This is a genomic window from Sphingomonas sp. (genome assembly GCF_042096255.1).
Lineage (GTDB): Bacteria > Pseudomonadota > Alphaproteobacteria > Sphingomonadales > Sphingomonadaceae > Sphingomonas.
The window spans coordinates 30,518-54,150 of the sequence record NZ_JBELLZ010000009.1 but is presented as its reverse complement, the minus strand read 5'-3'; the positions used below and the strand labels follow the sequence as shown (position 1 = coordinate 54,150).

General features: G+C 68.6%; 25 protein-coding genes, 1 tRNA gene and 3 pseudogenes. 16 read left to right on the top strand and 13 right to left on the bottom strand.

Features of this window, described 5'->3' with window-relative positions; translation table 11 throughout:
• Positions 1–45 precede the first annotated feature (45 nt).
• From ACFDTH_RS03340 to ACFDTH_RS03325, 4 genes are all read left to right on the top strand, one after another.
• Positions 46–1,104 carry an acyl-CoA dehydrogenase family protein gene (locus ACFDTH_RS03340; protein ID WP_375286089.1) on the top strand — a complete coding sequence of 353 codons (1,059 nt, stop codon included), beginning with the start codon at positions 46–48 and terminating at the stop codon, positions 1,102–1,104.
• Between the two features lie 91 nt (positions 1,105–1,195).
• Positions 1,196–2,869, top strand: coding sequence for a DNA polymerase III subunit gamma/tau (locus ACFDTH_RS03335; RefSeq protein WP_375286088.1), 1,674 nt, complete (start codon positions 1,196–1,198; stop codon positions 2,867–2,869).
• Positions 2,866–3,201 carry a YbaB/EbfC family nucleoid-associated protein gene (locus tag ACFDTH_RS03330; protein WP_375286087.1) on the top strand — a complete coding sequence of 112 codons (336 nt, stop codon included), beginning with the start codon at positions 2,866–2,868 and terminating at the stop codon, positions 3,199–3,201. Before ACFDTH_RS03335 ends, ACFDTH_RS03330 begins: the two co-directional genes overlap by 4 nt.
• 321 nt (positions 3,202–3,522) lie before the next feature.
• Positions 3,523–3,798 carry a hypothetical protein gene (locus ACFDTH_RS03325; protein WP_375286086.1) on the top strand — a complete coding sequence of 92 codons (276 nt, stop codon included), beginning with the start codon at positions 3,523–3,525 and terminating at the stop codon, positions 3,796–3,798.
• A gap of 190 nt (positions 3,799–3,988) precedes the next feature.
• On the opposite strand, the gene mtgA is transcribed toward ACFDTH_RS03325, so the two are convergent.
• On the bottom strand, positions 3,989–4,666 hold the full coding sequence (mtgA, locus tag ACFDTH_RS03320; protein ID WP_375286085.1) for a monofunctional biosynthetic peptidoglycan transglycosylase: 678 nt from the start codon (positions 4,664–4,666) through the stop codon (positions 3,989–3,991).
• An 81-nt stretch (positions 4,667–4,747) separates the two neighbouring features.
• Between mtgA and def the strand changes: the two genes are divergently transcribed.
• Positions 4,748–5,287, top strand: coding sequence for a peptide deformylase (gene def, locus ACFDTH_RS03315; RefSeq protein WP_375286084.1), 540 nt, complete (start codon positions 4,748–4,750; stop codon positions 5,285–5,287).
• Positions 5,288–5,293: 6 nt separating this feature from the next.
• Here def and ACFDTH_RS03310 read toward each other — a convergent pair whose 3' ends face one another.
• Positions 5,294–5,788 carry a hypothetical protein gene (locus ACFDTH_RS03310; protein ID WP_375286083.1) on the bottom strand — a complete coding sequence of 165 codons (495 nt, stop codon included), beginning with the start codon at positions 5,786–5,788 and terminating at the stop codon, positions 5,294–5,296.
• Between the two features lie 83 nt (positions 5,789–5,871).
• Between ACFDTH_RS03310 and ACFDTH_RS03305 the strand changes: the two genes are divergently transcribed.
• A tRNA-Arg gene (locus tag ACFDTH_RS03305) sits at positions 5,872–5,948 on the top strand.
• Positions 5,949–6,090: 142 nt separating this feature from the next.
• On the opposite strand, the pseudogene ACFDTH_RS03300 reads toward ACFDTH_RS03305, so the two are convergent.
• Positions 6,091–6,249, bottom strand: a pseudogene (locus ACFDTH_RS03300) (AlpA family phage regulatory protein); the annotation flags it as partial.
• A 218-nt stretch (positions 6,250–6,467) separates the two neighbouring features.
• On the opposite strand from ACFDTH_RS03300, the gene ACFDTH_RS03295 reads away from it, so the two are divergent.
• The 3 genes from ACFDTH_RS03295 to ACFDTH_RS03285 are packed head-to-tail and all read left to right on the top strand — an operon-like array spanning position 6,468 to position 8,886.
• Complete coding sequence (locus tag ACFDTH_RS03295) at positions 6,468–7,250, top strand: DUF1223 domain-containing protein (RefSeq protein ID WP_375286082.1); 783 nt, start codon at positions 6,468–6,470, stop codon at positions 7,248–7,250.
• Positions 7,251–7,273: 23 nt separating this feature from the next.
• Positions 7,274–8,134, top strand: a complete 861-nt coding sequence (locus ACFDTH_RS03290; RefSeq protein WP_375286081.1) for a cytochrome b/b6 domain-containing protein — start codon at positions 7,274–7,276, stop codon at positions 8,132–8,134.
• Positions 8,131–8,886, top strand: a complete 756-nt coding sequence (locus ACFDTH_RS03285; RefSeq protein WP_375286080.1) for a molybdopterin-dependent oxidoreductase — start codon at positions 8,131–8,133, stop codon at positions 8,884–8,886. The genes ACFDTH_RS03290 and ACFDTH_RS03285 overlap by 4 nt, the downstream gene beginning before the upstream one ends.
• A gap of 9 nt (positions 8,887–8,895) precedes the next feature.
• Here the strand turns inward: ACFDTH_RS03285 and ACFDTH_RS03280 are convergent, their stop codons facing one another.
• The 8 genes and pseudogenes from ACFDTH_RS03280 to ACFDTH_RS03245 all read right to left on the bottom strand — a co-directional run bounded on the left by ACFDTH_RS03280 (position 8,896) and on the right by ACFDTH_RS03245 (position 13,623).
• Positions 8,896–9,651: a DNA-binding domain-containing protein gene (locus ACFDTH_RS03280; RefSeq protein WP_375286079.1), complete on the bottom strand. Its 756-nt coding sequence runs from the start codon at positions 9,649–9,651 to the stop codon at positions 8,896–8,898.
• Positions 9,648–10,478 carry a DUF692 domain-containing protein gene (locus tag ACFDTH_RS03275; RefSeq protein WP_375286078.1) on the bottom strand — a complete coding sequence of 277 codons (831 nt, stop codon included), beginning with the start codon at positions 10,476–10,478 and terminating at the stop codon, positions 9,648–9,650. Before ACFDTH_RS03275 ends, ACFDTH_RS03280 begins: the two co-directional genes overlap by 4 nt.
• A gap of 60 nt (positions 10,479–10,538) precedes the next feature.
• The gene (locus tag ACFDTH_RS03270; protein ID WP_375286077.1) at positions 10,539–10,814 is read right to left on the bottom strand and encodes a hypothetical protein; all 276 of its coding nucleotides are present in this window, start codon (positions 10,812–10,814) and stop codon (positions 10,539–10,541) included.
• An 80-nt stretch (positions 10,815–10,894) separates the two neighbouring features.
• The gene (locus ACFDTH_RS03265; protein ID WP_375286076.1) at positions 10,895–11,755 is read right to left on the bottom strand and encodes a class I SAM-dependent methyltransferase; all 861 of its coding nucleotides are present in this window, start codon (positions 11,753–11,755) and stop codon (positions 10,895–10,897) included.
• 38 nt (positions 11,756–11,793) lie between these two features.
• Positions 11,794–11,970 (bottom strand): annotated as a pseudogene (locus tag ACFDTH_RS03260) (peptide-methionine (R)-S-oxide reductase); the annotation flags it as partial.
• Positions 11,928–12,401, bottom strand: a complete 474-nt coding sequence (locus ACFDTH_RS03255) for a GFA family protein (protein ID WP_375286075.1) — start codon at positions 12,399–12,401, stop codon at positions 11,928–11,930. The pseudogene ACFDTH_RS03260 and the gene ACFDTH_RS03255, both read right to left, overlap by 43 nt.
• A gap of 44 nt (positions 12,402–12,445) precedes the next feature.
• Positions 12,446–13,087 (bottom strand): DUF1109 domain-containing protein, encoded by a 642-nt coding sequence (locus ACFDTH_RS03250; protein WP_375286074.1) that lies wholly within the window; start codon positions 13,085–13,087, stop codon positions 12,446–12,448.
• Positions 13,084–13,623 (bottom strand): sigma-70 family RNA polymerase sigma factor, encoded by a 540-nt coding sequence (locus ACFDTH_RS03245; RefSeq protein ID WP_375286073.1) that lies wholly within the window; start codon positions 13,621–13,623, stop codon positions 13,084–13,086. The genes ACFDTH_RS03250 and ACFDTH_RS03245 overlap by 4 nt, the downstream gene beginning before the upstream one ends.
• 212 nt (positions 13,624–13,835) lie before the next feature.
• Between ACFDTH_RS03245 and ACFDTH_RS03240 the strand changes: the two genes are divergently transcribed.
• The 5 genes and pseudogenes from ACFDTH_RS03240 (at position 13,836) to ACFDTH_RS03220 (ending at position 17,328) form a co-directional block, all read left to right on the top strand.
• The gene (locus ACFDTH_RS03240) at positions 13,836–14,108 is read left to right on the top strand and encodes a DUF2282 domain-containing protein (protein ID WP_375286072.1); all 273 of its coding nucleotides are present in this window, start codon (positions 13,836–13,838) and stop codon (positions 14,106–14,108) included.
• A 55-nt stretch (positions 14,109–14,163) separates the two neighbouring features.
• Positions 14,164–14,581 (top strand): annotated as a pseudogene (locus tag ACFDTH_RS03235) (DoxX family protein).
• A 79-nt stretch (positions 14,582–14,660) separates the two neighbouring features.
• Entirely contained in the window at positions 14,661–15,053 is a 393-nt protein-coding gene (locus tag ACFDTH_RS03230) for a hypothetical protein (protein ID WP_375286071.1), read from the top strand.
• 266 nt (positions 15,054–15,319) lie between these two features.
• Positions 15,320–15,970, top strand: a complete 651-nt coding sequence (locus ACFDTH_RS03225; protein ID WP_375286070.1) for a carboxymuconolactone decarboxylase family protein — start codon at positions 15,320–15,322, stop codon at positions 15,968–15,970.
• On the top strand, positions 15,967–17,328 hold the full coding sequence (locus tag ACFDTH_RS03220; RefSeq protein ID WP_375286069.1) for an MFS transporter: 1,362 nt from the start codon (positions 15,967–15,969) through the stop codon (positions 17,326–17,328). Before ACFDTH_RS03225 ends, ACFDTH_RS03220 begins: the two co-directional genes overlap by 4 nt.
• Here ACFDTH_RS03220 and ACFDTH_RS03215 read toward each other — a convergent pair.
• Positions 17,277–18,035, bottom strand: coding sequence for an SDR family NAD(P)-dependent oxidoreductase (locus ACFDTH_RS03215; protein WP_375286068.1), 759 nt, complete (start codon positions 18,033–18,035; stop codon positions 17,277–17,279). The genes ACFDTH_RS03220 and ACFDTH_RS03215 overlap by 52 nt on opposite strands.
• Before the next feature lie 188 nt (positions 18,036–18,223).
• Between ACFDTH_RS03215 and ACFDTH_RS03210 the strand changes: the two genes are divergently transcribed.
• Positions 18,224–20,560: a TonB-dependent receptor gene (locus ACFDTH_RS03210; RefSeq protein ID WP_375286067.1), complete on the top strand. Its 2,337-nt coding sequence runs from the start codon at positions 18,224–18,226 to the stop codon at positions 20,558–20,560.
• A gap of 10 nt (positions 20,561–20,570) precedes the next feature.
• A complete protein-coding gene (locus ACFDTH_RS03205; protein ID WP_375286066.1) occupies positions 20,571–22,361 on the top strand; it encodes an NAD(P)-binding domain-containing protein in 1,791 nt (596 codons plus the stop codon).
• A 3-nt stretch (positions 22,362–22,364) separates the two neighbouring features.
• Here ACFDTH_RS03205 and ACFDTH_RS03200 read toward each other — a convergent pair whose 3' ends face one another.
• On the bottom strand, positions 22,365–23,621 hold the full coding sequence (locus ACFDTH_RS03200) for an acyl-CoA dehydrogenase family protein (protein WP_375286065.1): 1,257 nt from the start codon (positions 23,619–23,621) through the stop codon (positions 22,365–22,367).
• Between the last annotated feature and the right edge of the window lie 12 nt (positions 23,622–23,633).

Here is a 23,633-nt window from a genome sequence, read left to right as displayed (position 1 = left end):
CTGACCGCGCGAACGCACGAGGCCGACAATCCGGGGACTTCAACGATGGCACTTCTCAACGACGAACAGGTGATGCTTCGCGACATGGCGCGCGAGTGGGTGGACAATGAGAGCCCCACCACCGCCTTCCGCAAGGTCCGCGACGCCGGCACCGCGTTCGACGCCGCGTCGAAGGACGCGCAGGCGGAGATGGGCTGGTTCGGCATCACCGTGCCCGAGGAGCATGGCGGATCCGCCTTCGGTTTCCTCTCGCTCGGCCTGGTGCTGGAGCAGATCGGCCGCAACCTGGTCGCCTCGCCGCTGGCCGCGAGCGCGGTGGTGGCGAGCGTGCTTGCCGAAGCGGGCGGCGAGGCGGCGGGCGAATGGCTGCCGAAACTCGCCAACGGCGAGGTGATCGGCACACTGGCGGTGGACGAGGGGCCGAACCACGATCCCGCAGCGCTCTCGACCAAGGTGATCGACGGCAAACTCACCGGTGACAAGGCCTTCGTTGCCGAGGGCGACGCGGCGGGCGTGTTCCTGGTCGCCGCAACCGATGGGCTATACCTCGTCGCCGACGGCGAGGGCGTGAGCAAATCCACCCGCCGCATGGCCGACAGCCGCAGCCATGCCGCGGTCTCGTTCAAGGACGCCCCCGCGATCAGGCTGGGCGGCCCCGAACTGACCGCGCGCGCGGTCGACCTCGCCACCGCTGCCGCCACCGCCGAGATGCTAGGCATGGCCGAGAGCGCGTTCGCGCAGACGCTCGACTATCTCAAGCAGCGCGTCCAGTTCGGGCAGGTCCTCTCCACCTTCCAGGCGCTTCAGCACCGGATGGCCAAGATGTTCACCGAGCTCCAGCTGATGCGCTCGGCGGTGGAGGGCGCGCTGGAGGCGATCGACGCGGGGAGATCGGATGTCGACCAGGCGGTCAGCCTCGCCAAGGCGATCGGCGGCGATACGCTCAAGCTGGTCAGCCGCGAGATGGTGCAGTTGTTCGGCGGCGTCGGCATGACCGACGAATATGACGCCGGCCTGTACCTGAAGCGCGCGGCGGTGCTGGAAGCGATGTGGGGCAACAGCGCCTACCACCGCGACCGCTTTGGGCGGCTCAACGGCTATTGAGCGCGGAATGAGCGCGGAACGCCGCTGACGAACGCCGCGGACGCGCCTATCTAGGGTGCGTGCCCCGTCCTTCGCGTACCGATTCGAGCCGATGAGCGACTTCGGCCTAGGCCTCGACGAACCGCCCCAGCCCCCCTCTCAGCTTGGGCGGCCGGAGGCCTATCGCGTCCTCGCGCGCAAATATCGTCCGCAGACCTTCTCGGCGCTGATCGGGCAGGATGCGATGGTCACCACCCTGGGCAATGCGATCAAGCGCGACCGCATCGCCCACGCCTTCCTGCTCACCGGCGTGCGCGGGGTGGGCAAGACTTCGACCGCGCGGCTGGTCGCCAAGGCGCTCAACTGCATCGGCCCGGATGGGCAGGGCGGGCCGACGATCGATCCGTGCGGCGTGTGCGAGCCGTGTCGCGCGATCGCCGAAGGGCGCCACATCGACGTGATCGAGATGGACGCGGCGAGCCATACCGGCATCGACGACATCCGCGAGATCATCGAGGCCTCGCGCTACGCCGCGGTGAGCGCGCGGTTCAAGATCTACATCGTGGACGAGGTCCACATGCTCTCAAAGGCCGCGTTCAACGGCCTGCTCAAGACGCTGGAGGAGCCGCCCGCGCACGTGAAGTTCCTGTTCGCCACCACCGAGGTGAACAAGGTGCCCGTCACCGTGCTGTCGCGCTGCCAGCGCTTCGACCTGCGCCGCATCCCCGCCGAACTGCTCGCCGCGCATTTCGGCGCGGTGTGCGAGAAGGAGGGCGTGATGGCCGAGCCCGAGGCACTGGCGATGATCGCGCGCGCGGCGGAAGGATCGGCGCGCGACGGCCTGTCGATCCTCGATCAGGCGATCGCGCATGCCGATCTGGAGGGCGGCGGTGTCGGCGCGGCGCAGGTGCGCGAGATGCTGGGCCTGTCCGATCGCGGTGCGGTGCGCGACCTGCTCGGCCTGCTGCTTGCCGGCGACGCGCCGGGCGCGCTCGCCGCCTTGCGCCGCCAGTACGATCATGGCGTCGATCCGGCCGGCGTGCTGCGCGCTTTGCTGGAGGCGGTGCACGGCATCACTTTGGTGAAGGTGGGCGCCAAGGCGGATGCCGCGCAGCCCGCCGAGGAGCGCGACGCCTATTCCGAGTGGTCGATGCGGCTCGGCTTCCCCGCGCTGCACCGTTTGTGGCAGCTGATGCTCAAAGGACATGACGAGGTGTCCCGCGCGGCCTTGCCGATCGAGGCGGCCGAGATGGCGCTGCTCCGGGTGATCCACGCCTCCAGCCTGCCCGATCCGGGCGAGCTGGCGCGGCGGCTGGCGGGCGGCGAGGCGATCGCACCGATATCCGCGCCTGCGCGGCCAACAGAAGCGCCAGCACCGCGCGCAGTTCAGGCGGAGCCCGAGGCGCCCGCCAGGCCTGCGGCGCCGGAAAGCTTCGCGGCGCTGGTCGAGCTGCTCGACGACCGCAACCCGGCGCTCGCGGCACGGCTGGTGCATGGCGCGCGGCTGGTGCGCTATGCGCCGCCCGAGATCGTGTTCAGCGGCGCGCGCCCGATCGCGGCGGACACGCTGAGCGAGCTGGCGCAGGTGCTCAAGGGCCGCTTCGGCATCGCCTGGAAGCTGTCGATGCTCGACGCGCCCGGCGAGCCGACAATCAAGGAAGCCATGGATGCGGCGCGCGACGCCGAGCGGGAGGCGGTGCTCGCCAGCCCCTTGGTCCGCGCCGCGCTGGACGCCTTCCCCGACGCCGAACTCGAATCCTGGACCCCGCAACGGAGTGTATCGTGAAGGATCTCAACGAACTGATCGCCGCCGCGCAGAGCGCCGCGGAGACCGTGCAGAAGCAGATGGGCGAGGCGCAGGCGACGCTCGACACGATCGAGGTGGAGGGCGTCTCCGGCGGCGGGCTGGTCAAGATCAAGGCGACCGCCAAGGGCCGCATCCTGGGCGTGTCGATCGACGATTCGCTGATGCAGGCGTCCGAGAAGCAGATGCTGGAGGACCTGGTTGCCGCGGCGCTCAACGACGCGCGGACCAAGGCGGATGCGAAGTCGAACGAGGAGATGGCCAAGATGTCCGCCGGCCTGCCGCTCCCCCCGGGCTTCAAGCTGCCGTTCTAAGCGCCGCGCGCACGCAGGCAGCACAGCTGCCGGCGAGACGCGCCAGCTCGGCCGGCGGGGCGCAGCCCTGTCCGACGGCGCGGGCTTCGCCCGCGGCGGGCTGCTCCGAGACACGACCTGGTTCCCGTCACCCCGGGCTTGACCCGGGGTCCCGCTTCTCCCTTCGGCCGGGCAAGGCAGCGGGACCCAGGCTCAAGGCCGGGGCGACGGAGGGAAAAGGCCGGGGCGGTTACTTCTCACCGGCCATCCCACCGTTTCGCCCATGGAACGAAGGACCGAATCGGCACGTTCCTCCCGCCATCATTGGCAGGAGTATGTGTCATGGCCGATCCCATCTACACCGAGACCACCACGACCCGCTCGAACGTCCCGCCGAGCGCGCAGCAGCCGACCACCACGATCGTGGAGCGGCGCGGCGGCGGTGGCGGCCTTCTGCTCGGTCTCGCCGCGCTGATTCTCGTGATCGTCGGCGCCTGGTACCTGTTCAACCAGTCGAAGAACGACGCGGTGCGCACCGATGCGGTCAGCTCTGCGGCGAAGAGCGTCGGCGATACGGCCGACAAGGCCGGCGCCGCGATCGACAAGGCGGTGGAATAGCGCGAACGGCGCCTTTCCTACAACGGCACGATCTGTTATCAGGGCTTTGCTCTTTTGACAGTGAACGGCCCCTCTGCGCCGGCGCCTTTCGGGCGCCGATGTGTTGCCGCGTCTATCCTTTGTCGCTGCTAGCTCCGCCGGATCAGCGTGAGGGTGTCAACTTAGTGTCAACTTCCGCCGCTCCCCGTGATCAGCGCAGGCAGGCGTCTAGCCCCTCGCGCCGGACCACGCCGATGCGGCTGGCGATGGCGTTGCCGTGGCGGCGGGTGAAGCCGCGCGGGCTGATCGCCGCCCGCTTCTTGGGCAGCGGCAGCACCGCGGCGATGCGGCCGGCCTCCGACGTGGAGAGCCGGTCCGCCGAATGGTTGAAATAGCGAATCGCCCCCGCCTCGACGCCATAGGTGCCGATCCCCGTCTCGGCGACGTTGAGATAGACCTCCATGATCCGTCGCTTTCCCCAGATCGTCTCGATCAGCAGCGTGAACCAGGCCTCGAACGCCTTGCGGACATAGCCGCCGCCCTGGAATAGGAAGACGTTTTTGGCGGTCTGCTGGCTGATCGTCGATCCGCCGCGGATGCGCCCGCCCTGCGAATTGCGATAGGCCGCGCCCGCCATCGCCTTGAAGTCGAAGCCGTGGTGTTCGCAGAAGCGCGAATCCTCCCCGGCGATGGCGGCGCGCGGCATGTCCGGGTCGATCCGCGACAGCGGCGTCCATTCCTTGGTGATGGTGTGGCCGGACATCAGGTCCCCCGCCATGGTCAGCGTGAACGGCGGCGGCACGAAGCGCAGCACCGCCACCCACAGCACCGACAGCGCCACGAACCACAGGGCCAGCTTGAGCGAGAGGCGAAGGACGCGGCGGATCATCGTGGCAGCCTAGCGCGGCGCGGCGCGGCCCCGCAACGCCGCTCGCTTGACCTCGCGGGGGGCGGGACCTAGCTCGCGCAGATGGCCGTCCTCCCCATCGTCGAAGTTCCCGATCCGCGTCTCCGCCTCGTGTCTGAGCCCGTATCGGAGGTGACCGACGCGGTGCGCGCCTTCGTCGGCGACATGTTCGACACCATGTATGCCGCACACGGCATCGGCCTCGCCGCGATCCAGGTCGGCGTCGCGCAGCGCATCCTGGTGATCGACCTCCAGGACCGCGAGGAGACGGGCGAGGACGGCGAGACCCGCCCGGTCCGCAACCCGCACGCGTACATCAATCCCGAGATCGTCGCGGTGAGTGAGGAGACCTCCTCCTACAACGAGGGCTGCCTCTCGATCCCGGAGCAATATGCCGACGTCACCCGCCCGGCGCGCTGCACCGTGCGCTGGCTGGACGAGCAGGGCGCCGCCCATGAGGAGGAGCTGTCAGGCCTGCTCGCCACCTGCATGCAGCATGAGATCGATCATCTGAACGGCGTGCTGTTCGTCGATCACATCTCGCGGCTGAAGCGGCAGATGCTGCTCAAAAAGCTCGACAAGGCGCGCAAGGGCGCCGCCTGAACGGGATCAGCGCGCCAGCCGCTGCTGCAGCGCGTCGATCCGCGCGGTGAGGCCCGCGGCGGCGGAGCGCAGCCGCTCGATCGCGTCGTCCAGCGCGGGGTAGGGCGGCTCGCCCGCGACGCCGCGGTCCGCCGCCTCTTGTTCGAGCGCGGTGAGCGCCTCGCTGGTCTCCGCGCGCAGTCCGTCGAGCGTGCCGAGCGCGATATGCGCGTCGAGCCAGCGGTCGCTGCCCGCCGGCATGCCCGCCGCCTGCGCGACAAGCCGGTCGGCGTCGGTGAGCGCGCCTTCGATCCGGCGCTTGCGATCGGCATCGGCGCGCGCCGCCTCCGCGAGCCGCGCGTCGAGTGCAGGATCGGGCCGGGCGGGAGCGGGCGGCGGCGCGGCAGGCTCGTCGAGGCTGACCCGCTCGATCGGGCGCGGCGAGAGTGAGGGATAGTGCCCGGTGTCCTTCGCACAGCCCGCCAGCGCGGCGATCGACAGGAGGGCAAAAGCGCGGATCACAAGGATCGGCGTAGAGATCACTTTTCCCGCACGCAACGGCTTGCGCGATCCGAAACACCCCTCTATCAGCGCCCCTCCAATGCGCGCCCGTAGCTCAGCTGGATAGAGCATCAGACTACGAATCTGAGGGTCGGACGTTCGAATCGTTCCGGGCGCGCCATTTTTCAGAGGGTTAGCAGGGGGCATCCCTCACCCGAGTGGCTCTAGGTAACATTCCAGGTAACACGCCTCCCCAAGCGGGGAGATAAGGTGTTGCAGCGGTGCTAAATCACTCGGTCACGTTCGCCTCCAGTTCGGCAGTCTTACGCCCTTTTTCCTCTCCTCTCTAGGGCTGGCCGGCTTCTACGGTCGGCTGTCGATCCAGTGGTCGATATACTGACTCGCCATGCAACAGGGCGAGGCCCCAGTGTCCGGGGCCGAGGGAAGCAGCCAGCCTCCATCAGCCTGTATATAGAAGATCGGGCAAGCCTGGTGCGGAGTTAAAGCTCCGGCTGCGACGATATCGTTCACGACGGCACGCTCCTGCTCCCTTACGGCGCCGCCGACAGCGTCGGCCTCCGCCAGCGTCGAGGTGGTCGCGCTCGTGTCTGCGATGCGCTGAACGGGTGCGGGACAAGAGTCTCGAAAAACGTTTGCGATACGCTGTAACCGATGGGCGCCGCTGCCCGAACAGGAGAGAATGGCCGAACCATCCGAGAGGACGATCATGCGCTCTGCCTTTTCTTCATCGCTGCTCGCGGTTGCCGCCGCTGGCCTGCTTGCTGCGTGCGGGCAGGAAACGAGCGCGGCGCCGGCCAAGCCGGCCGCCTCCGGTCCGCAACCGATCGCCGGCGCGTCGGCCGCGCACCCGGTTGTCGTCGAACTCTTCCAGAGCCAGGGCTGCTCGTCCTGCCCGCCCGCCAACTCCAACGTCAACGCGCTGGCCGATCGCTCGGAAGTTCTCGCGCTGTCGTTCGCGGTGACGTACTGGGACCAGCTTGGTTGGCAGGACCGGTTCGCCAAGCCGGCCTACACCGCGCGGCAGTGGGATTATGCCCATCATGCCGGACGGTCGCAGGTCGCAACGCCGCAGGTGATCGTCAACGGCGACACCGCCATCGTCGGCAGCAACCGGCAGCAGCTCGATCGGACGATTCGCGCCGCCGGCCCCGCGCGCGGCGGGCCGTCGCTGGCGGTGGAGGGGCTGACGCTGCGCGTCGGCGGTGGCAAGGCGGCGGCGCCATCGACCGTGTGGCTGGTCCGCTACGAGCCGCGCTCGATCCCCGTTGCGATCCGCGCTGGCGAGAATGGCGGGCGCACGCTGCCGCACCGCGACATCGTGCGCGAGCTGGTGAAGCTGGATGCGTGGACCGGTGCGGCGAAGACGGTGGTGCTGCCGGCGGCGACGCGGCCGGGGCTCGCCTCCGCGATCCTGGTGCAGGAGGGCGTCGGCGGCCGCATCACCGCCGCGCTGAAGGTGTGAACGGGCGCGCGGGGGGCGGCGACATGGCGACGATCGACGACACGACACAGGCCATCGCACCCGAGGCGCCGCCGCCGCGACGGCGGCTGTTCTACCGCCACCGGCTGACGACGCGATTGTGGCACTGGGCCAATGCGGCGACGCTGCTCATCATGCTGATGAGCGGGCTGATGATCTTCAACGCGCATCCGCGGCTCTACTGGGGCAGCTACGGCGCCAACATGGACCGCACTTGGTTCGAGATCGGGCCGACCGCGACCGGCGGGCACGTCGTGATCGCGCGGACGTTCGACCTGCCGACCGGCGGCGTGCTCGGCCGGTGGAAGGACCAGCAGGGCGTCGAGCGCACCCGCGCCTTCCCGTGGTGGTCAACGATCCCATCGGGCTACAGCCTGGCCGCAGGGCGCCGCTGGCATCTGTCGTTCGCGTGGGTGCTGGTGGCGCTCGCGATCTTCTATCTCGTCGCGGGCGCCATCAACCGGCATCTCGCACGAGACCTGCTGCCGCGGCGGCGCGAGCTGACGTGGCGGCACATCTGGCACGACGTGAAGGACCATGCGCGGCTGCGCTTCCCGACGGGCGAGGCGGCGACGCGGTACAACATCCTCCAGAAGCTGTCCTACGGCGGGGTCGTGTTCCTGCTCATCCCGGGCATCATCTTGACGGGGCTGACCATGTCGCCGGTGGCGGACGCGAACTTCCCGTTCCTGCTGACGATATTCGGCGGGCGGCAGTCGGCGCGCTCGATCCACTTCCTGTGCGCGTTCGGGCTGGTCGCGTTCACGATCGTGCACCTGACGATGGTGGTGCTCGCCGGACCGATCAACGAGATCCGCTCGATGATCACCGGCTGGTTCCGCATCGAAGAGAAGGAAGAGGCATGATCACCAGACGCGCGCTCGTCGGCGGGCTCGGCGCGACCGGCGGTGGGCTGCTGCTCTCTGGGTGCGACCGGGTGGCGGCGACCCCCGCGCTGCGCGCCTTCTTCGAGGGCACGGAGCGGCTGACCCACGACGTCTCGCGGCTGACCGCGACGCGCTTCTCGCTGGCGCGGGAATATTCGGATGCAGAGCGGTCGCCGGTGTTCCGCGCCAATGGCACGCACAGCCCCGCCGCCGCCGACTATGTGCAGCTGGCCGCGAACGGGTTCCGCGACTATCGGCTGGTGATCGACGGACTGGTGCGCCGCCCGCTGTCGCTGTCGCTGGCGCAGATCACGCGCTTGCCGCGGCGTAGACAGACGACGCGCCACGACTGCGTCGAGGGGTGGAGCGCGATCGGGACGTGGACGGGCGTGCCGCTCGGCGGTCTGCTGCGCGACGCCGGGCTGTCGCCTGAAGCGAAGTATCTCGTGTTCCACTGTGCAGACGATTACGGCCCGGGCAAATATTATGAGAGCATCGACCTGTTCGACGCCTTTCACCCTCAGACGATCCTCGCCTACGGCCTCAACGGCCAGCGGCTGCCGATCGCGAACGGCGCGCCGCTGCGCCTGCGCGTCGAGCGCCAGCTCGGCTACAAGCACGCCAAATACGTGATGCGCGTGGAGGCGGTGCGCAGCCTCGCCGGGATCGGCGCGGGCAAGGGCGGTTATTGGGAGGACAGCAACGACTACGCCTGGTATGCGGGGATCTGACGCGCGGGTCTAGCCGCCGTCATCGATGCCGACGATTAATCCGTCTGTCAGCCAGCGGCCGAGCCAGCCGCCCGCGATCGCTGCGGCGTCATTGTCGCCGAATGCCCGCCCCGTCTCCGCGCAGAGCGCCGCGAACGAGACGCCCGCGCGTACGCGGACCAGCGCCTGCCACTCGACCTGATCCAGCATCCGGAACCGCGAGCGGTGGTCCTGTCGCCACACGAGCGCTGCCTCGGGCGCCTCCAGCGCGCCCGACGCCGGCGGCACCTCGCCCGCGGCCAGGGCGGACCAGATCGCTGCGGCGTTGGTGCGCATCGGCACCAGGTCCAGCGCTGGCATCAGCCGGATGGCGGCGCGGTCCCAGTCGACGTCGGCGATGTCCGCGACGCCGAGCGCGACGGCGTCGGCGTTGACGAACACCTCCTCCAGCGCGAGTTCGAGCGCGGCGAGCTCCTCCACCTCGGGGTCGTCGGAGAACAGGCGCCCGAGCGTCGCGGGGAAATCGCGTGCATAGGCGTCGAGCGTCCAGCTGCTCGGCGGGACGGCGTCGATGTGTGTCGCGGCAGCGCCGATGAAGGCCTCGGCGCCGATCCAGGCGAGCGTCTGCGCGAAGCTCGCCTCCAGGCAGGCGACGAGCTGTGCGCGATAGTTGTTCTGGTAGACGCGCAGGCCGGGCGCTGCGGCCGGGCCGAGGCGCGCGGCCGCGCCCGCATCCTCGCGCGTCAGCCAGACGCGCATGTCGCGCTGGAGCGCGAGCAGGCTCATGCCGCTACCGCCACGACTTCGGCCGCGATGCTCCGCGCCGTCCGCAGCTCGCCGAGCAGCTCGGCCAAGGGCGGAATGTCGTCGTCGCGCTCGATCATCGTCGCCACTGGGCCGAGCCGCGGCAGGACGTGCGCGTAGAGATCCCACACCGAGGGTGGCACCGGCTTGTCGTGGGTGTCGACCAGCAGCTCGGCACCCTGGCTGTGCCCCGCGAGATGGATCTGGCGCACGCGCGCGTGCGGCACGCCGTCAAGATGGGCGAGGGGATCGAACCCGTGATTGCTTGCGCTGACGAAGACGTTGTTGACGTCGAGCAGCAGACCGCAGCCGGTGCGCGCGCACAAGGCGTCCAGGAACTGCCACTCCGTCATGTCGGAGGGGGCGAAGTCGATGTAACTCGACGGGTTCTCGACCAGCATCGCGCGGCCGAGCGCGTCCTGCGCCCGGTCGACGTTGGCGGCGACGACCTCGAGCGCCTCCCGAGTGCAGGGCAGCGGCAGCAGGTCGTGGGAGTTGAACCCCTCGATTCGCGACCAGCTGAGGTGGTCCGAAACGAACAGCGGTTCAATCTCATCGACGAGCGCGCGCAGCCGCGCGAGATAGGCGGTGTCAAGCCCGTCGGCCGAACCGATCGACATCGACACGCCGTGCAGCGCCACCGGGTAGCGCGCGCGGATGTCACGCAGGATGCGGCGCGGCTGCCCGCCGTCGACCATGAAGTTCTCCGAGATCACCTCGAGGAAGTCGACCGCGACGCGGTGCTTTAGGAACTCGGCATAGTGCGGTCTGCGAAGGCCAAGGCCGAAGCCGGCGAACGAGGGGATCATCCCTGCCTCCATGTCTGTTGGGGGAGCGACCCGGCGGACGATCCCGCCGGGCCGCCTCGATCACTTCGGTTCGGTCAGGCTGCCGCCCTGCGCCTTGCACTCCTTTGTGGTCAGCGCCTTGAAGCCGTGACCCTTGCACTCGTTCTGGCCCTTACACGCGTTGGCGCCCGTCTTGCAGTCCGAGGTGCCTTTGCAGCTGTTGATGCCGTAGCAGTGGACGACCTTGCCGGCCTCGGCACCCTGCGCGGCGGCGACGCCCGGCGCGGACGCCGCCGCCACGGCGACGATCGCGGCGGTGGTGGCCATGCTGAGGCCGGTGCGGAAGGTGATGTTCATGTCGGTCTCCTCTGAAGAATAGTGTGCCCGTGTGGCTCTCGTCCTTCGCTGCTGGCACTGATGCGGTTACAACAAGAGGATCAGTTTCCGACGCCAACGGCCAGGACGACGGGCGACCGCAGGACTATCCGGTCACCTTCGGCGAACCGATCCACAACTTCCAACACGGCCGCGTCCACACGCTGCCGCTTCTCATTGTCCAAGGCGGCATATACGCCGATAAAGCCGTACAGTTCGCCGACATCCTTGAGGTAGGCGGCTCCGGACGGTCCCTCCCAGGCAACTTCAAACTCTTCGACCGTCACGTTGGTCAGATCTGCCCGCACGAGCTCCTCCCGGAGCCGCTCCGGGTCGGCCAGCGTGGCGAAGCCCTCCGGCGTCGCAGGCGGAGGCATGTCGGGGAAGACAGCGCGGAGCGCCTCGGCGAGCACGAGGAAGGGGCCGCCGCCCGGCGGCCTGCGCCACGTCGCCACGCAGGCCCGACCGCCCGCGCGCGTGACGCGCACCTGCTCCGATAGCCCCGCCCGCCAGTCGTTGAACATGCTCGCACCAAGCAGCGAGAAGGTCGCATCGAAGCAGCCGTCGCCAAGGTCGAGCCGCTGGCCATCCATCACGCGCGCGCCGCTTGCCGGGAAGGGAGCGAGCCGTTCCGAGACGAGCCTCACCATCCCGGGCGCATGGTCGATCGCCAGCACCGATGCGCCGCGCAGCGCGGCCGGCACGCTGAGCGCACCCGCGCCTGCGGCGATGTCGAGGACCCTTGTCCCCCAGCCGATCCCGCCAACCCGGTCAAGCGCCACCGCGGCGATCTGTCCGGTGTTGCGGTGCGCGGTCGCTTCGTAGACCCGCGCAAAGGCATCGCTCATGTGCGGGTGGACGATATCCGTCCGAGTGCCAGGCACCCACGTGCCTCGCGCTTCGAGCTGGCCGGACTGTTGCATCGATCGATCTCCTTGATCGGATGGTTCGACTGTTGCGCTCAGACCTGCCGGGCCGGCCCAAAGTGAAGGGCGGCTCCGTTCATGCAGTAGCGCAACCCGGTGGGTCGTGGTCCGTCGTTGAAGACGTGACCCAGATGCCCATCGCACCGGGCGCAGCGGACCTCTGTCCGCTCTATTCCGAGGCCCAGGTCGCGACGCTCGGCGATGGCACCCGGCCGAGCACGGCAGCGAACTGCTGCGGCGTCGGCGTGGTCTCGAAGGCCGGGATCGCCTCCGGGATCCGGACCCAGGACTGCTTGCGCGAGGTCCACATGTGGACCGCCGGTACGATCTCGTTGCTGCGATCGAGCGTTCCGACCCGCAGGATAGTCATCTTGGGAAGGTCCGGAGTGCGGTTGGCCAGCACGGTCATGCAGGTCCGGCAGGCCAGTTGCTCGAAGCGTCTGCCATCGCGACCATCCAGTTCGAACCGGAACGGCTCGGCGTGGAACGTCAGCACCGAGTCCGGCAGCAGCGCGTTCGACGCGAACGCACTGCCGCTCCAGGTCTGACAGTCGAGGCAGTGGCAGGCGAAGCTGACCGGAAGATCGTCCATCGCCAGGTCGTACCGCACCGCTCCACAGCGGCAGCCGCCCGAAATCGTCATCGCAAACGTCTCCTTCGTCGATCGGGGTGCAGTCGGGCCGACGCTCACCAGCGCAGCAGCCGCGGGCCGAGCAGCGATCCGAGCAGAGTCGCGAGCAGGATGCCGAGCGAGTACCAGGTCAGCACGAAGATGGCGGACACCTCCGGGCAATGCAGGCAGTAGACGCTCGCAGCGAAGGCGCCGGCGGTGAGCCCAGCCGCCGCGCCGGCGGCGCGCAGGCGGGTGGGGGCGAGCTTGCGGAATGACCACAGCAGCCCGCCGAAGATCGGAATGGCGAACAGCAGCACCAGCCACGGGCAGACCATCCAGCTCTGCCCCAGCCACATCGCCAGCCAGTCCGAGCGCGGCGTCCGCGCCAGCTCCATCAGACCGACCACGGCGAGCAGCACCACGGGGATCGCGGTCAGCCACAGCCCGCGCAGCCGACCGCTGTCGGGCCGGGCGAGCTGCGCGGTCACCGCGAGCGCCGCCGCGGAGAGCGAGAGGGTGTAGCCCCATTTAATCCAGTAAGACGCGCGGCGAACCGCGACGCCCAGGTCCTCGCGCGGCCCCAGCCACGCGAGCACCAGTATGGCCGACACGACGGCTCCGAGCGCGATGCCGAGGACGAGGCGCCGGCCAACCGTGCCGCGCGGCACCGGACGCGTGTCCCGGGCGAGCCGGAGGATCAGCTCGTCGGTGTTCATCGCCGCTCCCCTTGGACACGCGCCATCAGCGCCTTCAGTCCGCGATGGACCGAGACCTTCACGTCGGACTCGCCGATGCCGCCCGCCCGAGCCGCCTCCGCAACGCTCAGCCCCTCGATGCGCGTGGCACGGATCATCCGCGACTGCTTGGCCGGGAGCGTCGTGAGCAGCTCATCGACGTCGAGCCGGGCAGTCACATCGTCCTCGAAGCCGTCGGCGGCGAGCTCCTCTTCCATCCCGTCGAGCGGTTGAAAGCGCGATCCGCGCCGGAACTGGTCAATCATCTTGTAGCGCGCGATCGCGAACAGCCAGGCGGTGAACGCGCGGTCACAGTCGTAGGTCGAGCGCCGTGTGTGCACGGCAATCAGGGTTTCCTGCACCAGATCCTCAACATCGTCATCGGCGCCGCGTACGCGACGCCGATAGAAACCTCGCAGGAGCGGGACGAGCAGGCGCAGCAGCGCCGCATGGGCGGCGGCGTCGCCGTCCAGCCCATCGACCATTAACCCGCGCAGGACGTCCTCGTCGGTCCGCATCCACACTCCTCGCACCCGACTTCGGCGCGATCGGGCGCACGGTTACAGCACGCGCGCAGATTGTTTGCGCGGTCGCGTTTGTAACGTTTGCGGCCGCGCGGTCGAAATGCCGGACGTGACACGGGCTTCCCGCCTCCTCCCCGGTCACCGCGCGGCCCGGCGTCCCCCCTGGCCGGGCCGCGCGCAGAGGCATAGCGTTCAAGGACCCGACCATGCGCACCAATCACGCGGCCCTCGCGGCCGGCATCGCCATCGCCTCCGCCACATTCGCTGGCGGAGCCTCGGCGCAGCAGAAACCCGCCATGGAGAAGTGCTACGGCGTCTCGCTCGCCGGCAAGAACGACTGCGCGGCGGGGCCGCGCACCAGCTGCGCCGGCACCTCCAAGGTGAACTATCAGGGCAATGCTTGGAAGCTCGTGAAGGCAGGCACCTGCACCACGATCAAGACGCCCAAGGGCAACGGCTCGCTCTCGCCCAAGGCCTGACCTTCGCAGCGCCGGGGCGCGTGCTGCCCCGGCCGCTGCCATCTGGAGAGGTTCCATGACCAGGGCCACCGCGTTGTACGACCGTGTCACCTATGTCGCGGCTACCCTCCTGCCGCAGCGGCTGCTGTTGTTGATCGCCAGGCTCGGCATCGCCGGCGTGTTCTTCCTGTCGGGCCGGACGAAGGTGGACGGCGTCAGCGACGACGGCGGAACACCTCTTTCCGGTCCTGCTGGTCGTCGGACTGCTCACCCGGCTCTCCGCCGCGGCCCTGCTCGGGATGACACTCGTCATTCAGGTATTCGTCTACCCCAGCGCTTGGTCGACGCATCTCAGCTGGGCCGCCATCCTGCTACCGCTCGTGGTCCATGGCGGTGGCGCCTGGTCGCTGGATGCCATCATGCGCCGCGCTCTCGCAGGACAGGCACCGTACGCAGGCAACCTGTCCGCCCCCGACGAGCGTTCCTTCGCGTGAGCGCCCATGCGTCCCTACGGCCGCCACGCCGCACGGCTGGCGGCACGGCGATAGTGCCGCGCGCTGACGGCGGCGACCAGTGCGGCTGATCGCAGCCCGTCTGGGAGCGCTGTGCTACGCCGCGTGGGGACTGTTCCACTGCAAGGTCGCGCTTGACATCGCGCGGCTCGGATCGCTCCAGCAAGGGCTCGCGCAAGGACGCATCTACCAGCTCGCCGCCTACATGCTGACGATCGCGGTCTTCGTGCTTGTGTTCGGGCTGTGGCGCAATTGGCGGAACGACCGGGCGGGCTATTGGCTGAACCTGTGCGTGGCCGGCTGGGCGGACGCGATCTGGGTGATTGTGGTGGTCGCGCCAGGCTACGTGCCGGCCGTGCGCGGGCTGTTGCCGCCAGCGGTCTTCGTCGCCGCCGCCGTGCTGACGTCGATCGCGCGGCGCGCGACACTCGGTCTGCACGACAATGATCTCTGACGCGTCATCGCACCAGAACCTCGATGGTTTCGCGGAACGAACCGCGCGCCGGGCTCGTCTACAGCGGCGCCGTCAAGGCGTCGATCAGCGCGTGCAATGCCCTCATTGTATCGGTGGCTTGCCGTATTGCGGATTCGCATCGCCGATCCGCGCCACTGCGCCACGCTCACATCTGTGCCGGGGTGACATTGCATGCAAACGGCGCAATCGCTACGCTCGCGTCCGAGACCCGCGGCACGCGCGGCGCATGGCAGAAGGAGAGGGCGATGCCGCGGCTGAGGCTGGTAAGCCGGGACGAGATCGACGATCCGGTCGTTCAGTTCATGTACGATCGCAAGTTTCCGGGGCGGGATCCTGCGCGCGAGCCGGGGACAACGGCGTCGGGTGCGCCCGGCAATTACGAAGCGGTGCTGGCGCATTCGCCCGACGTGCTGGAGCATGCGGTGCGCGGCTTCTACCTCAAGCAGACCAAGCGGCGGAAGCTGCCGCTGCGGTATATGGAACTGGCGATCACCCGCATCGGCTGGGCGTGCAGCTGTCGCTGGATGTTCTCCGAGCATCGCAAGATCCTGCGCGGGCTCGGGCTTTCCGAAGCGGCGCTGGATGCAATTCCGAACTGGGCACTCTTCGACGGCTTCGATCCCGCCGAACGCGCGGTGCTGGCCTATGCCGACTGTCTCGCGCTGGACCATGGCCGCACCCCCGACGGGCTGTTCGCGGCGCTCCAGCAGCATTTCCACGACGAGCAGATCGTCGAACTGACCTACATCGCCTCCATGTTCGCCATGAACGCCGGCATGATCCGCGCGCTGCGGCTGGAACATGACGACTATGACGAGCGCGTCGCCGAGATGCCGTCGCCGCCCGAATACCGCTTCGTGGACCGGGAGCCGACGCCGCTTCCCGACCGCCGATGAGCGCCGCCGGGCGCCGTTCGCCCGCCTACGGCTATTATGTCGTCGCCTGCCTGATGCTCGCGTCGGCCTTCTCCTTCCTCGACCGGCTGGTGCTCAGCCTGCTGATCGATCCGATCCGCGCCGATATGGGGCTGAGCGACTCCGAGGTCAGCCTGCTCGCCGGGCTCGCCTTCGCCAGCTGCTACGTGCTGTTCGCCTTCGGCTTTGGGCGGTGGGTGGATACGCGCAGCCGGCGCGATGCGCTGGTGGTGGGCGTGTCGCTGTGGAGCGTCGCCACCGCTTTGTGCGGCACGGCGCAGGGTTATTGGCAGTTGTTCGTCGCGCGCATGGGGGTGGGCGTCGGCGAGGCGAGCCTCAACCCGGCGGCCTATTCGATCATCCCGGACTATCTGCCGCCCGAGCGCCGCGGCCTTGCCATGTCGATCTTCGCGTGCGGCGCGTCGCTAGGCGGCGGGCTGGCGATCCTGGCGGGCGGGCTGGTGGTGCAATGGGCGCTGGCGACGCGGCCCGGCCTGCCGCTGCTGGGCGATGTCGCGCCGTGGCAGTTCGTGTTCGTCGCCGTCGGTCTGCCCGGGCTGCTGGTCGCCGCGCTGATCTGGCTGACGGTGCGCGAGCCCGAGCGTCGGCTCACCGCCGCCGACCAGGCCGACGCGCCCGCCCTGCGCGAGGTGCTTCGATTTGTGCGCACCCACTGGCGCGCGATCGTGCCGATGTTCCTGGGCTATGGCGCGTTCGCGATGAACGGCTACGCCTTTCAGCTCTGGGGCCCCGCCTATTTCATGCGGCTGCACGGCCTGACGCCCGGCGAGGTCGGGATGATCTTCGGCCTCGGCTATGGGGTGATCGGCACCCTGGCGATCCTGTTGGGCGGCGTCATCTCGGATTCGCTGGTGCGCCGCGGTCGCATCGAAGCGCCGGCGCTGGTGTCGATCGCGGCGGCGTTGATCCAGGCGCCCTGCTTCCTGTTCGCGTATCTGAGCGACGCCACCGGGCCGGCGATCGCCGGCTTCGTCGGCGGCATCTTCGGGGCGAGCCTGATCGGCGGCCTTCAGGCGGCAACGGTGCAGTCGCTCGCGCCCAACCGGATGCGCGGGCTGATGGCGGCGCTGTTCGGCGCCACCGTGAACGTCATGGGCCTGGGCCTCGCTCCCACGCTCACCGCCGGCATGTCGGACACTGTGTTCGACGGTCCGATGGGGATCGGCAAGGCGCTTGCCGCCACCACCTTGCTGGCGATGACCTTTGCGGTGCTGCTGCTGGCGACCGCGCTGGCGCCTGCCCGGCGGCTGGCACGCCGGCTTGCTGGTCAGCCGATCAGCAATCCGCCGTCCACCACCAGTTCGGTGCCGGTGACGTAGCGCGCCTCTTCGCTGGCGAGATAGACCACCGCCTGCGCGATGTCGTCGGGCGTGCCGGCATGGCCCAGCGGCACTAGCCGTTCGGCGCTCGCCGCGGCATCGGCGGCGGAGCCGGAGACGCCTTCCAGCCGGGCGAAGATCGGCGTGTCGATGATGCCGGGGGCGACGCAGTTGACGCGAACGCGGTCGCGTGCGCGGGCGCATTGCAGCGCCACCGCCCGGCTCAGCGCGATCAGCCCACCCTTCGAGGCGGCATAGGACACGAACGTTCCCGAGCCGCGTATCCCAGTCACCGATGCGATGTTGACGATCGATCCCCCGCCGCCGGCGCGGATCAGCGGCAGCGCATGCTTGATCCCCAGGAAAGCGCCGTCGAGGTTCACCGCCTGCTGCCGCCGCCAGTCGTCCAGCGTCAGCGCCTCGATCGGGCCGCCGATGCCGATGCCGGCATTGTTGACCAGTATGTCCAGCCGCCCCGCGTCGTCGCGCACCGCCGAGACGGCATGCTGCCAGGCCCCCTCGTCGCGCACATCGATCGAAAGATACGATGCGCCCGCGATCGCGTCCGCCGCCGCGGCCCCGGCAGCATCGTCGATATCGGCGAGGAACACGCGCGCGCCCTGTCGCGCCATCGCAGCGGCGCAGGCAAGGCCGATGCCGCTGGCTGCGCCCGTTACCAACGCGATCTTGCCGGCCAGTCGATCCATCTCCCCTCCGATTGCATTCACGATGTTGCTAGCGCGGCCAGGAACCGCCACTACTGCGCTAATCCTGTTGCAATATGCATGCAATCATGTAGCTTCGGCGGACGAATCCTCCTGCCTCGCGGTGGCGGGCGGATCGCGTCATCGGCACAGCGTCGCTGAAGCGGTGCGGCCAAGGAGAGGGGATCCAGATGCGCACGCGACCGACGTTGAACTCCGCCACCCGTGTCTTGTCGGGCCTGCTTGCGGTCGCCGCGGCCCTGCCCGCCGCTGCGCAGGAGGCGCCCGCCACTACGCAGGAGGCGCCCGCCGCCGCCGAGCCGCCTGCGCAGCCCGCGCCGGACACCACCGTGCCCTCCACCGCGCCACCGGGGCTGCTGGGTGACATCATTGTCACCGCACAGAAGCGTGAGCAGCGCCTCCAGGACGTGCCCGTCTCGATCACCGCGTTGCCGGGCCGACAGATCGAGGAGTTGAAGATCACCGATCTGCGCAGCATCCAGTCCTATGTGCCCAACCTGGCGGTGCTGAACTCCGGCGTGAACCCGGTGGTCTATATCCGCGGCTTCGGGTCCGGCCCGAACAACGTCGCCTTCGATCAGGAGGTGTCGGTCTATCTCGACGGCATCTACGGCGGACGCGGCGCGCAATTCTCCGCGCCCTTCTTCGATCTGGAGCGAATGGAGGTGCTGCGCGGTCCGCAAGGTGCGCTGTTCGGGCGCAACACCGCCGCGGGCGCGATCAGCCTCGTCTCCGCCAAACCCGGCCAGACCTTCGAGGGCTATGCCAGCGCGGGCTGGGACTTCGAGCGGGAAGGGTGGGACGCCACCGCGGTGGTCAGCGGGCCGCTGTCCGACACGTTCGGCGCGCGCCTTGCGGTCAAGGTCATCCGCCAGCAGGGCTATATCAAGAACCTGTTCGACGGTGACGACGATCCCCAGCTGCGCGACGATCTCGCCCGCCTCACCCTGATGTGGCGCCCGGTGGACGGTGTCGACATCACCGCCAAGGGCGAATACGGGCGCCACCTGCTCAAGGGCGGCGTCAGCGTCTCTGGATCGCTGACCCAGCGGACCAATTTCGACCTGGTCGGAGACGAGCGCTACATCTCGGACAACTACGCGGGCTCCGGCCAGTCGGAGCGCAGCGGCATCAAGACCTACAATGGCGCGCTGACCGCCAATGTCGAGATCGGCACCCACACGCTGACGGCGATCGCGGGCTATTCGCATTTCACCACCGAGCGGCTGAGCGCCTATGACGAACGCAATCCGGACGGCACGATCGCGCCGAACAACAGCAACGCACGCTTCGCCAATACCTTCCCGGAGGATTTCACCCAATGGTCCGGCGAGATCCGTCTCGCCTCCCCGACCAAGCAGTTCCTCGAATATGTGGTCGGCGCCTATTACGACACGTCCGACTACGAGCTGCACCAGGACACCTTCTACCGTCAGATCGCCGGCACGATCACCGGTCATCAGGCGACCGACTTCAAGCAGGACAGCGACGCTTATTCCTTCTACGGACAGGGTACGCTGAACTTCACCGATGCGCTGCGGCTGATCGCTGGCCTGCGCTACTCGCACACCGCGAAGACCGGCGATTTCACCTCGTACAACGTGTCGGGCACGCCGCTCAACGTGATCGGCGCGGACCAGCGGGACAGTCTGAACGAGGACTATTGGGATCCGTCCGCCACGCTGCAGGTCGACCTGTCGCGCGATGTGATGCTCTACGCCACCTATGGGCGTGGATCGAAGTCGGGTGGCTTCGTCTCCAACACCTATGGCGTCACCGCAGCGGGCTTTCAGTTCCGGCCCGAACGCTCCACCAACTATGAGGCGGGGATCAAGTCGACCTGGCTGAACGGGCGGGCGACGATCAACCTTTCGGTGTTCCGCACCACCTTCGACGATCTCCAGCAATCTGCCTATGATCCCGATCGCCGCACCTTCTTCACCCGCAACGCCGCCAAGGCGCGGTCGAGCGGTGCGGAGCTGGAGCTGCAGCTGGTACCGGCGGACAGCCTTTCGGTAACGGCGAGCCTGGCCTATCTCGACGCCAAGTTCCTCGACTATCCCGGCGCGCCGTGCCTTGCCTATGAGACGCTGGCGCAGTGCAACTCGGCCGACCCGGCCAGCATCGCCGCGCATAACATCAAGGGGCTGCCCTTGCTGTTCGCCCCCGAATGGAGCGGCAATGTCGGTGCGCGCCACCAGCTGGAGCTCGGCGACTATCGCTTGGTCACCGGCGCCAATGCGCAGTTCCGCTCCGATTATTTCGTGGCGGACGGCTACAGCCCGATCTGGGGCCAGCAGGACGGCTGGGTGAAGCTGGACGCCCGCATCCAGTTCGGCCCGGCGAGCGACCGCTGGAACGTCGCGCTGATCGGCCGCAACCTGACCGACAAGAAGACGGTCGGCGCCGCGGTCCGCTTTCCGGCCTCGATCAGCGGCACCGCCCGCTCGATCAACACGATGGACGAATATCGCTCGCTGTCGCTGCAAGGCACCGTGCGGTTCTGAAGGGTATCAGATGTCGGAAAAGTTGGGCTTCGATCCCGAAGCGCTTCGCGCCAAATACCGTGCGGAACGCGACAAGCGCCTCCGCAGCGACGGCACCGCTCAGTTCGTCGCGCCGGCGGGAGACTTCAAGCGCTTCGCCGAAGATCCCTATGTCGAGCCGGGCTTCACCCGCGCGCCGCTGACCGACACCGTTGAGGTGCTGATCATCGGCGGCGGCTTCGCCGGCCTCTCGGCAGGTGCGGCGCTGCGCAAGCGCGGGATCGAGGGCATCCGCTTCGTCGAGAAGGGGGGTGACTTCGGCGGCACCTGGTATTGGAACCGCTATCCCGGCATCCAATGCGACATCGAGAGCCTGATCTACCTGCCGCTGCTGGAGGACACCGGCTACGTTCCCACCGAGCGCTATGCGCACGGCGCCGAGATCCTGGAACATGCCGGGCGGATCGCGCGCCACTTCCGCCTCTACGAAGACGCGCTGTTTCAGACCGCGGTGACCGAGCTCCGCTGGCTGGAGGAGGAAGGCCGCTGGCTGGTCCATACCGATCGCGGCGACGCCTTCACCGCGCGATACGTTATCCGCACCAACGGCATCCTCGACCGGCCCAAGCTGCCCGGCATTCCCGGTATCGCCGAGTTCAAGGGCCACACCTTCCACACCAGCCGCTGGGACTATGACTATACCGGCGGCGACCAGACCGGCGGGCTCACTGGCCTTGCCGACAAGAGGGTGGCGGTGATCGGCACCGGCGCCACCGCGATCCAGGTGGTGCCCTATGTCGCGCGCCATGCCGCGCACCTCTATGTCATCCAGCGCACGCCCTCGGGCGTCGACGAGCGCGGCAATGCGCCCACCGATGCCGAGTGGGTACGCAGCCTCGAACCCGGCTGGCAGCTGCGCCGGCGCGAGAATTTCGTCGCGCTCACCACCGGGGTGCCGCAGGAGGAGGATCTGGTCGGCGACGGCTGGACCGATGCGGTGCGCAAGCTGGGCAGCACCCACCTCGGCCCCGATGCGTCGCCCGCCGACAAGCAGGCGCAGGCCGAGCTGGCCGACTTCGCCAAGATGGAGGAGATCCGGCGGCGGATCGAGACCGTCGTGGAGGATCGCGACACCGCCGAGGCGCTCAAGCCCTGGTATCGGCAATTCTGCAAGCGGCCTTGCTTCAACGACGAGTATCTGCCCGCGTTCAACCGGCCGAACGTCACGCTGGTCGATACCGATGGCCAGGGATTGCAGGGGTTCACCGACGAGGGCTTCCTGTTCGAGGGCCGCGTCCACCCGGTCGATTGCGTGATCTTCGCCACCGGCTTCGACTTCGGCAATGCCTACGGTGCCTCGGCGCAGCAGAAGGGCCACCCGATCTTCGGCCGCGGCGGCGTGTCGCTGGCGGACGAGTGGCGCGAGGGCATGCGCACGCTGCATGGCGTGTTTTCAGCCGGTTTCCCGAACCTGTTCCACATGGGTGGCTCCCAAAACGGCCTAGCCTTCGTGCTGACCTACTGCCTCGACGAACAAGCCGAACATATCGCCGAGGTGCTCAAGGCGGCGAAGGAGCGCGGCGCGACCGTGGTGGAGCCCACGCCCGAGGCGGAAGCGGACTGGGTCGCCACCATTCGCGCCAAGGACAAAAGCTTCCGCGACTTTCAGCGCGAATGCACGCCGGGCAATTTCAACGACGAGGGCCGAGTCGACGGCGGGGTCAGCCGGTCCGACGAATATTATGGCGGCGGGCCAATCGCCTTTTACGCGCTGATCCGTGACTGGCGAGAAGAAGGCATGCCGGGGCTGACGATCCGCTGACCGTCAGCCCGGCGCCGGTTCGGCCGGGTAGCGCGCCAGCTCCTTGCGCGCGATCACCCGCGAATGCACCTCGTCCGGTCCATCGACCAGCCGCATGGTCCGCGTCTTGGCATAGGAGGCGGCCAGCCCGAAGTCCGCCGCCACGCCCGCGCCGCCATGCGCCTGAATTGCATCGTCGATCACCTTAAGCGCGGTGTGCGGCACCGCCAGCTTGATCATCGAGACATGCTCGCGGACCTCCTGGCCGCTGTGCCGGTCGAGCAGGTCGGCGCAGCGTAGCGTGAGCAACCGGCTCGACTCGATATCGACGCGCGCGCGGGCGATCCGCTCCTCCCACACGGAGTGCTGGTCCAGTCGTTTGCCGAAGGCGGTGCGCGATTTCAGGCGCCGGCACATCGCCTCCAACGCCGCCTCCGCCGCGCCGATGGTGCGCATGCAGTGATGGATGCGCCCCGGCCCGAGACGGCCCTGTGCGATCTCGAACCCGCGGCCTTCGCCCAGGATCAGATTTTCGGCGGGCACGCGCACGTTGTCGAGCACCACCTCGCCATGGCCGTGCGGCGCGTCGTCATAGCCGAACACGCCCAGCATCCGCTCGACCCGCACGCCCGGCGCGTCGCGGGGCACCAGGATCTGGCTCTGCTGCGCATGGGTGGGTGCGTCGGGATCGGATTTGCCCATTACGATCAGGATCTGGCAGGCGGGGTCGCCGATGCCGCTGGACCACCATTTGCGGCCGTTGAGCACATAATGATCGCCATCGCGGACGATGCTGGTGCGGATGTTGGTGGCGTCCGAACTGGCGACGTCCGGTTCCGTCATCAGGTACGCGGAACGGATGGAGCCCTGCATCAAGGGCACCAGCCAGCGCGCCTGCTGCTCGGCGGAGCCGTAGCGGAGCAACACTTCCATGTTGCCGCTGTCCGGCGGCGCGCAGTTGAACACGCGCGAGGCGAAGTCGACACGGCCCATCAGCTCCGCCACAGGTGCATATTCGAGGTTGGTGAGGCCGGGCGTGTCGAAGGCGAAACCATTCGCGGCGTGGGCGAGCGCTGCGGGCGGCATGAACAGGTTCCACAGCCCCGCGTCACGCGCCGCGCCCTGGAGCTCGTCCATCACCGGCACCTCGCGCCAGCGCGCCTGCGGGTCGCTGCCGAGCTCCGCCCGATAGCGCGCGATGTTGGGATAGACGGCGGCGTCCATGAACGCAGCGACACGGTCGATCCAGTGACGCTGACGGTCGGAATAGCGGAAGTCCATCACGGGCTCCAA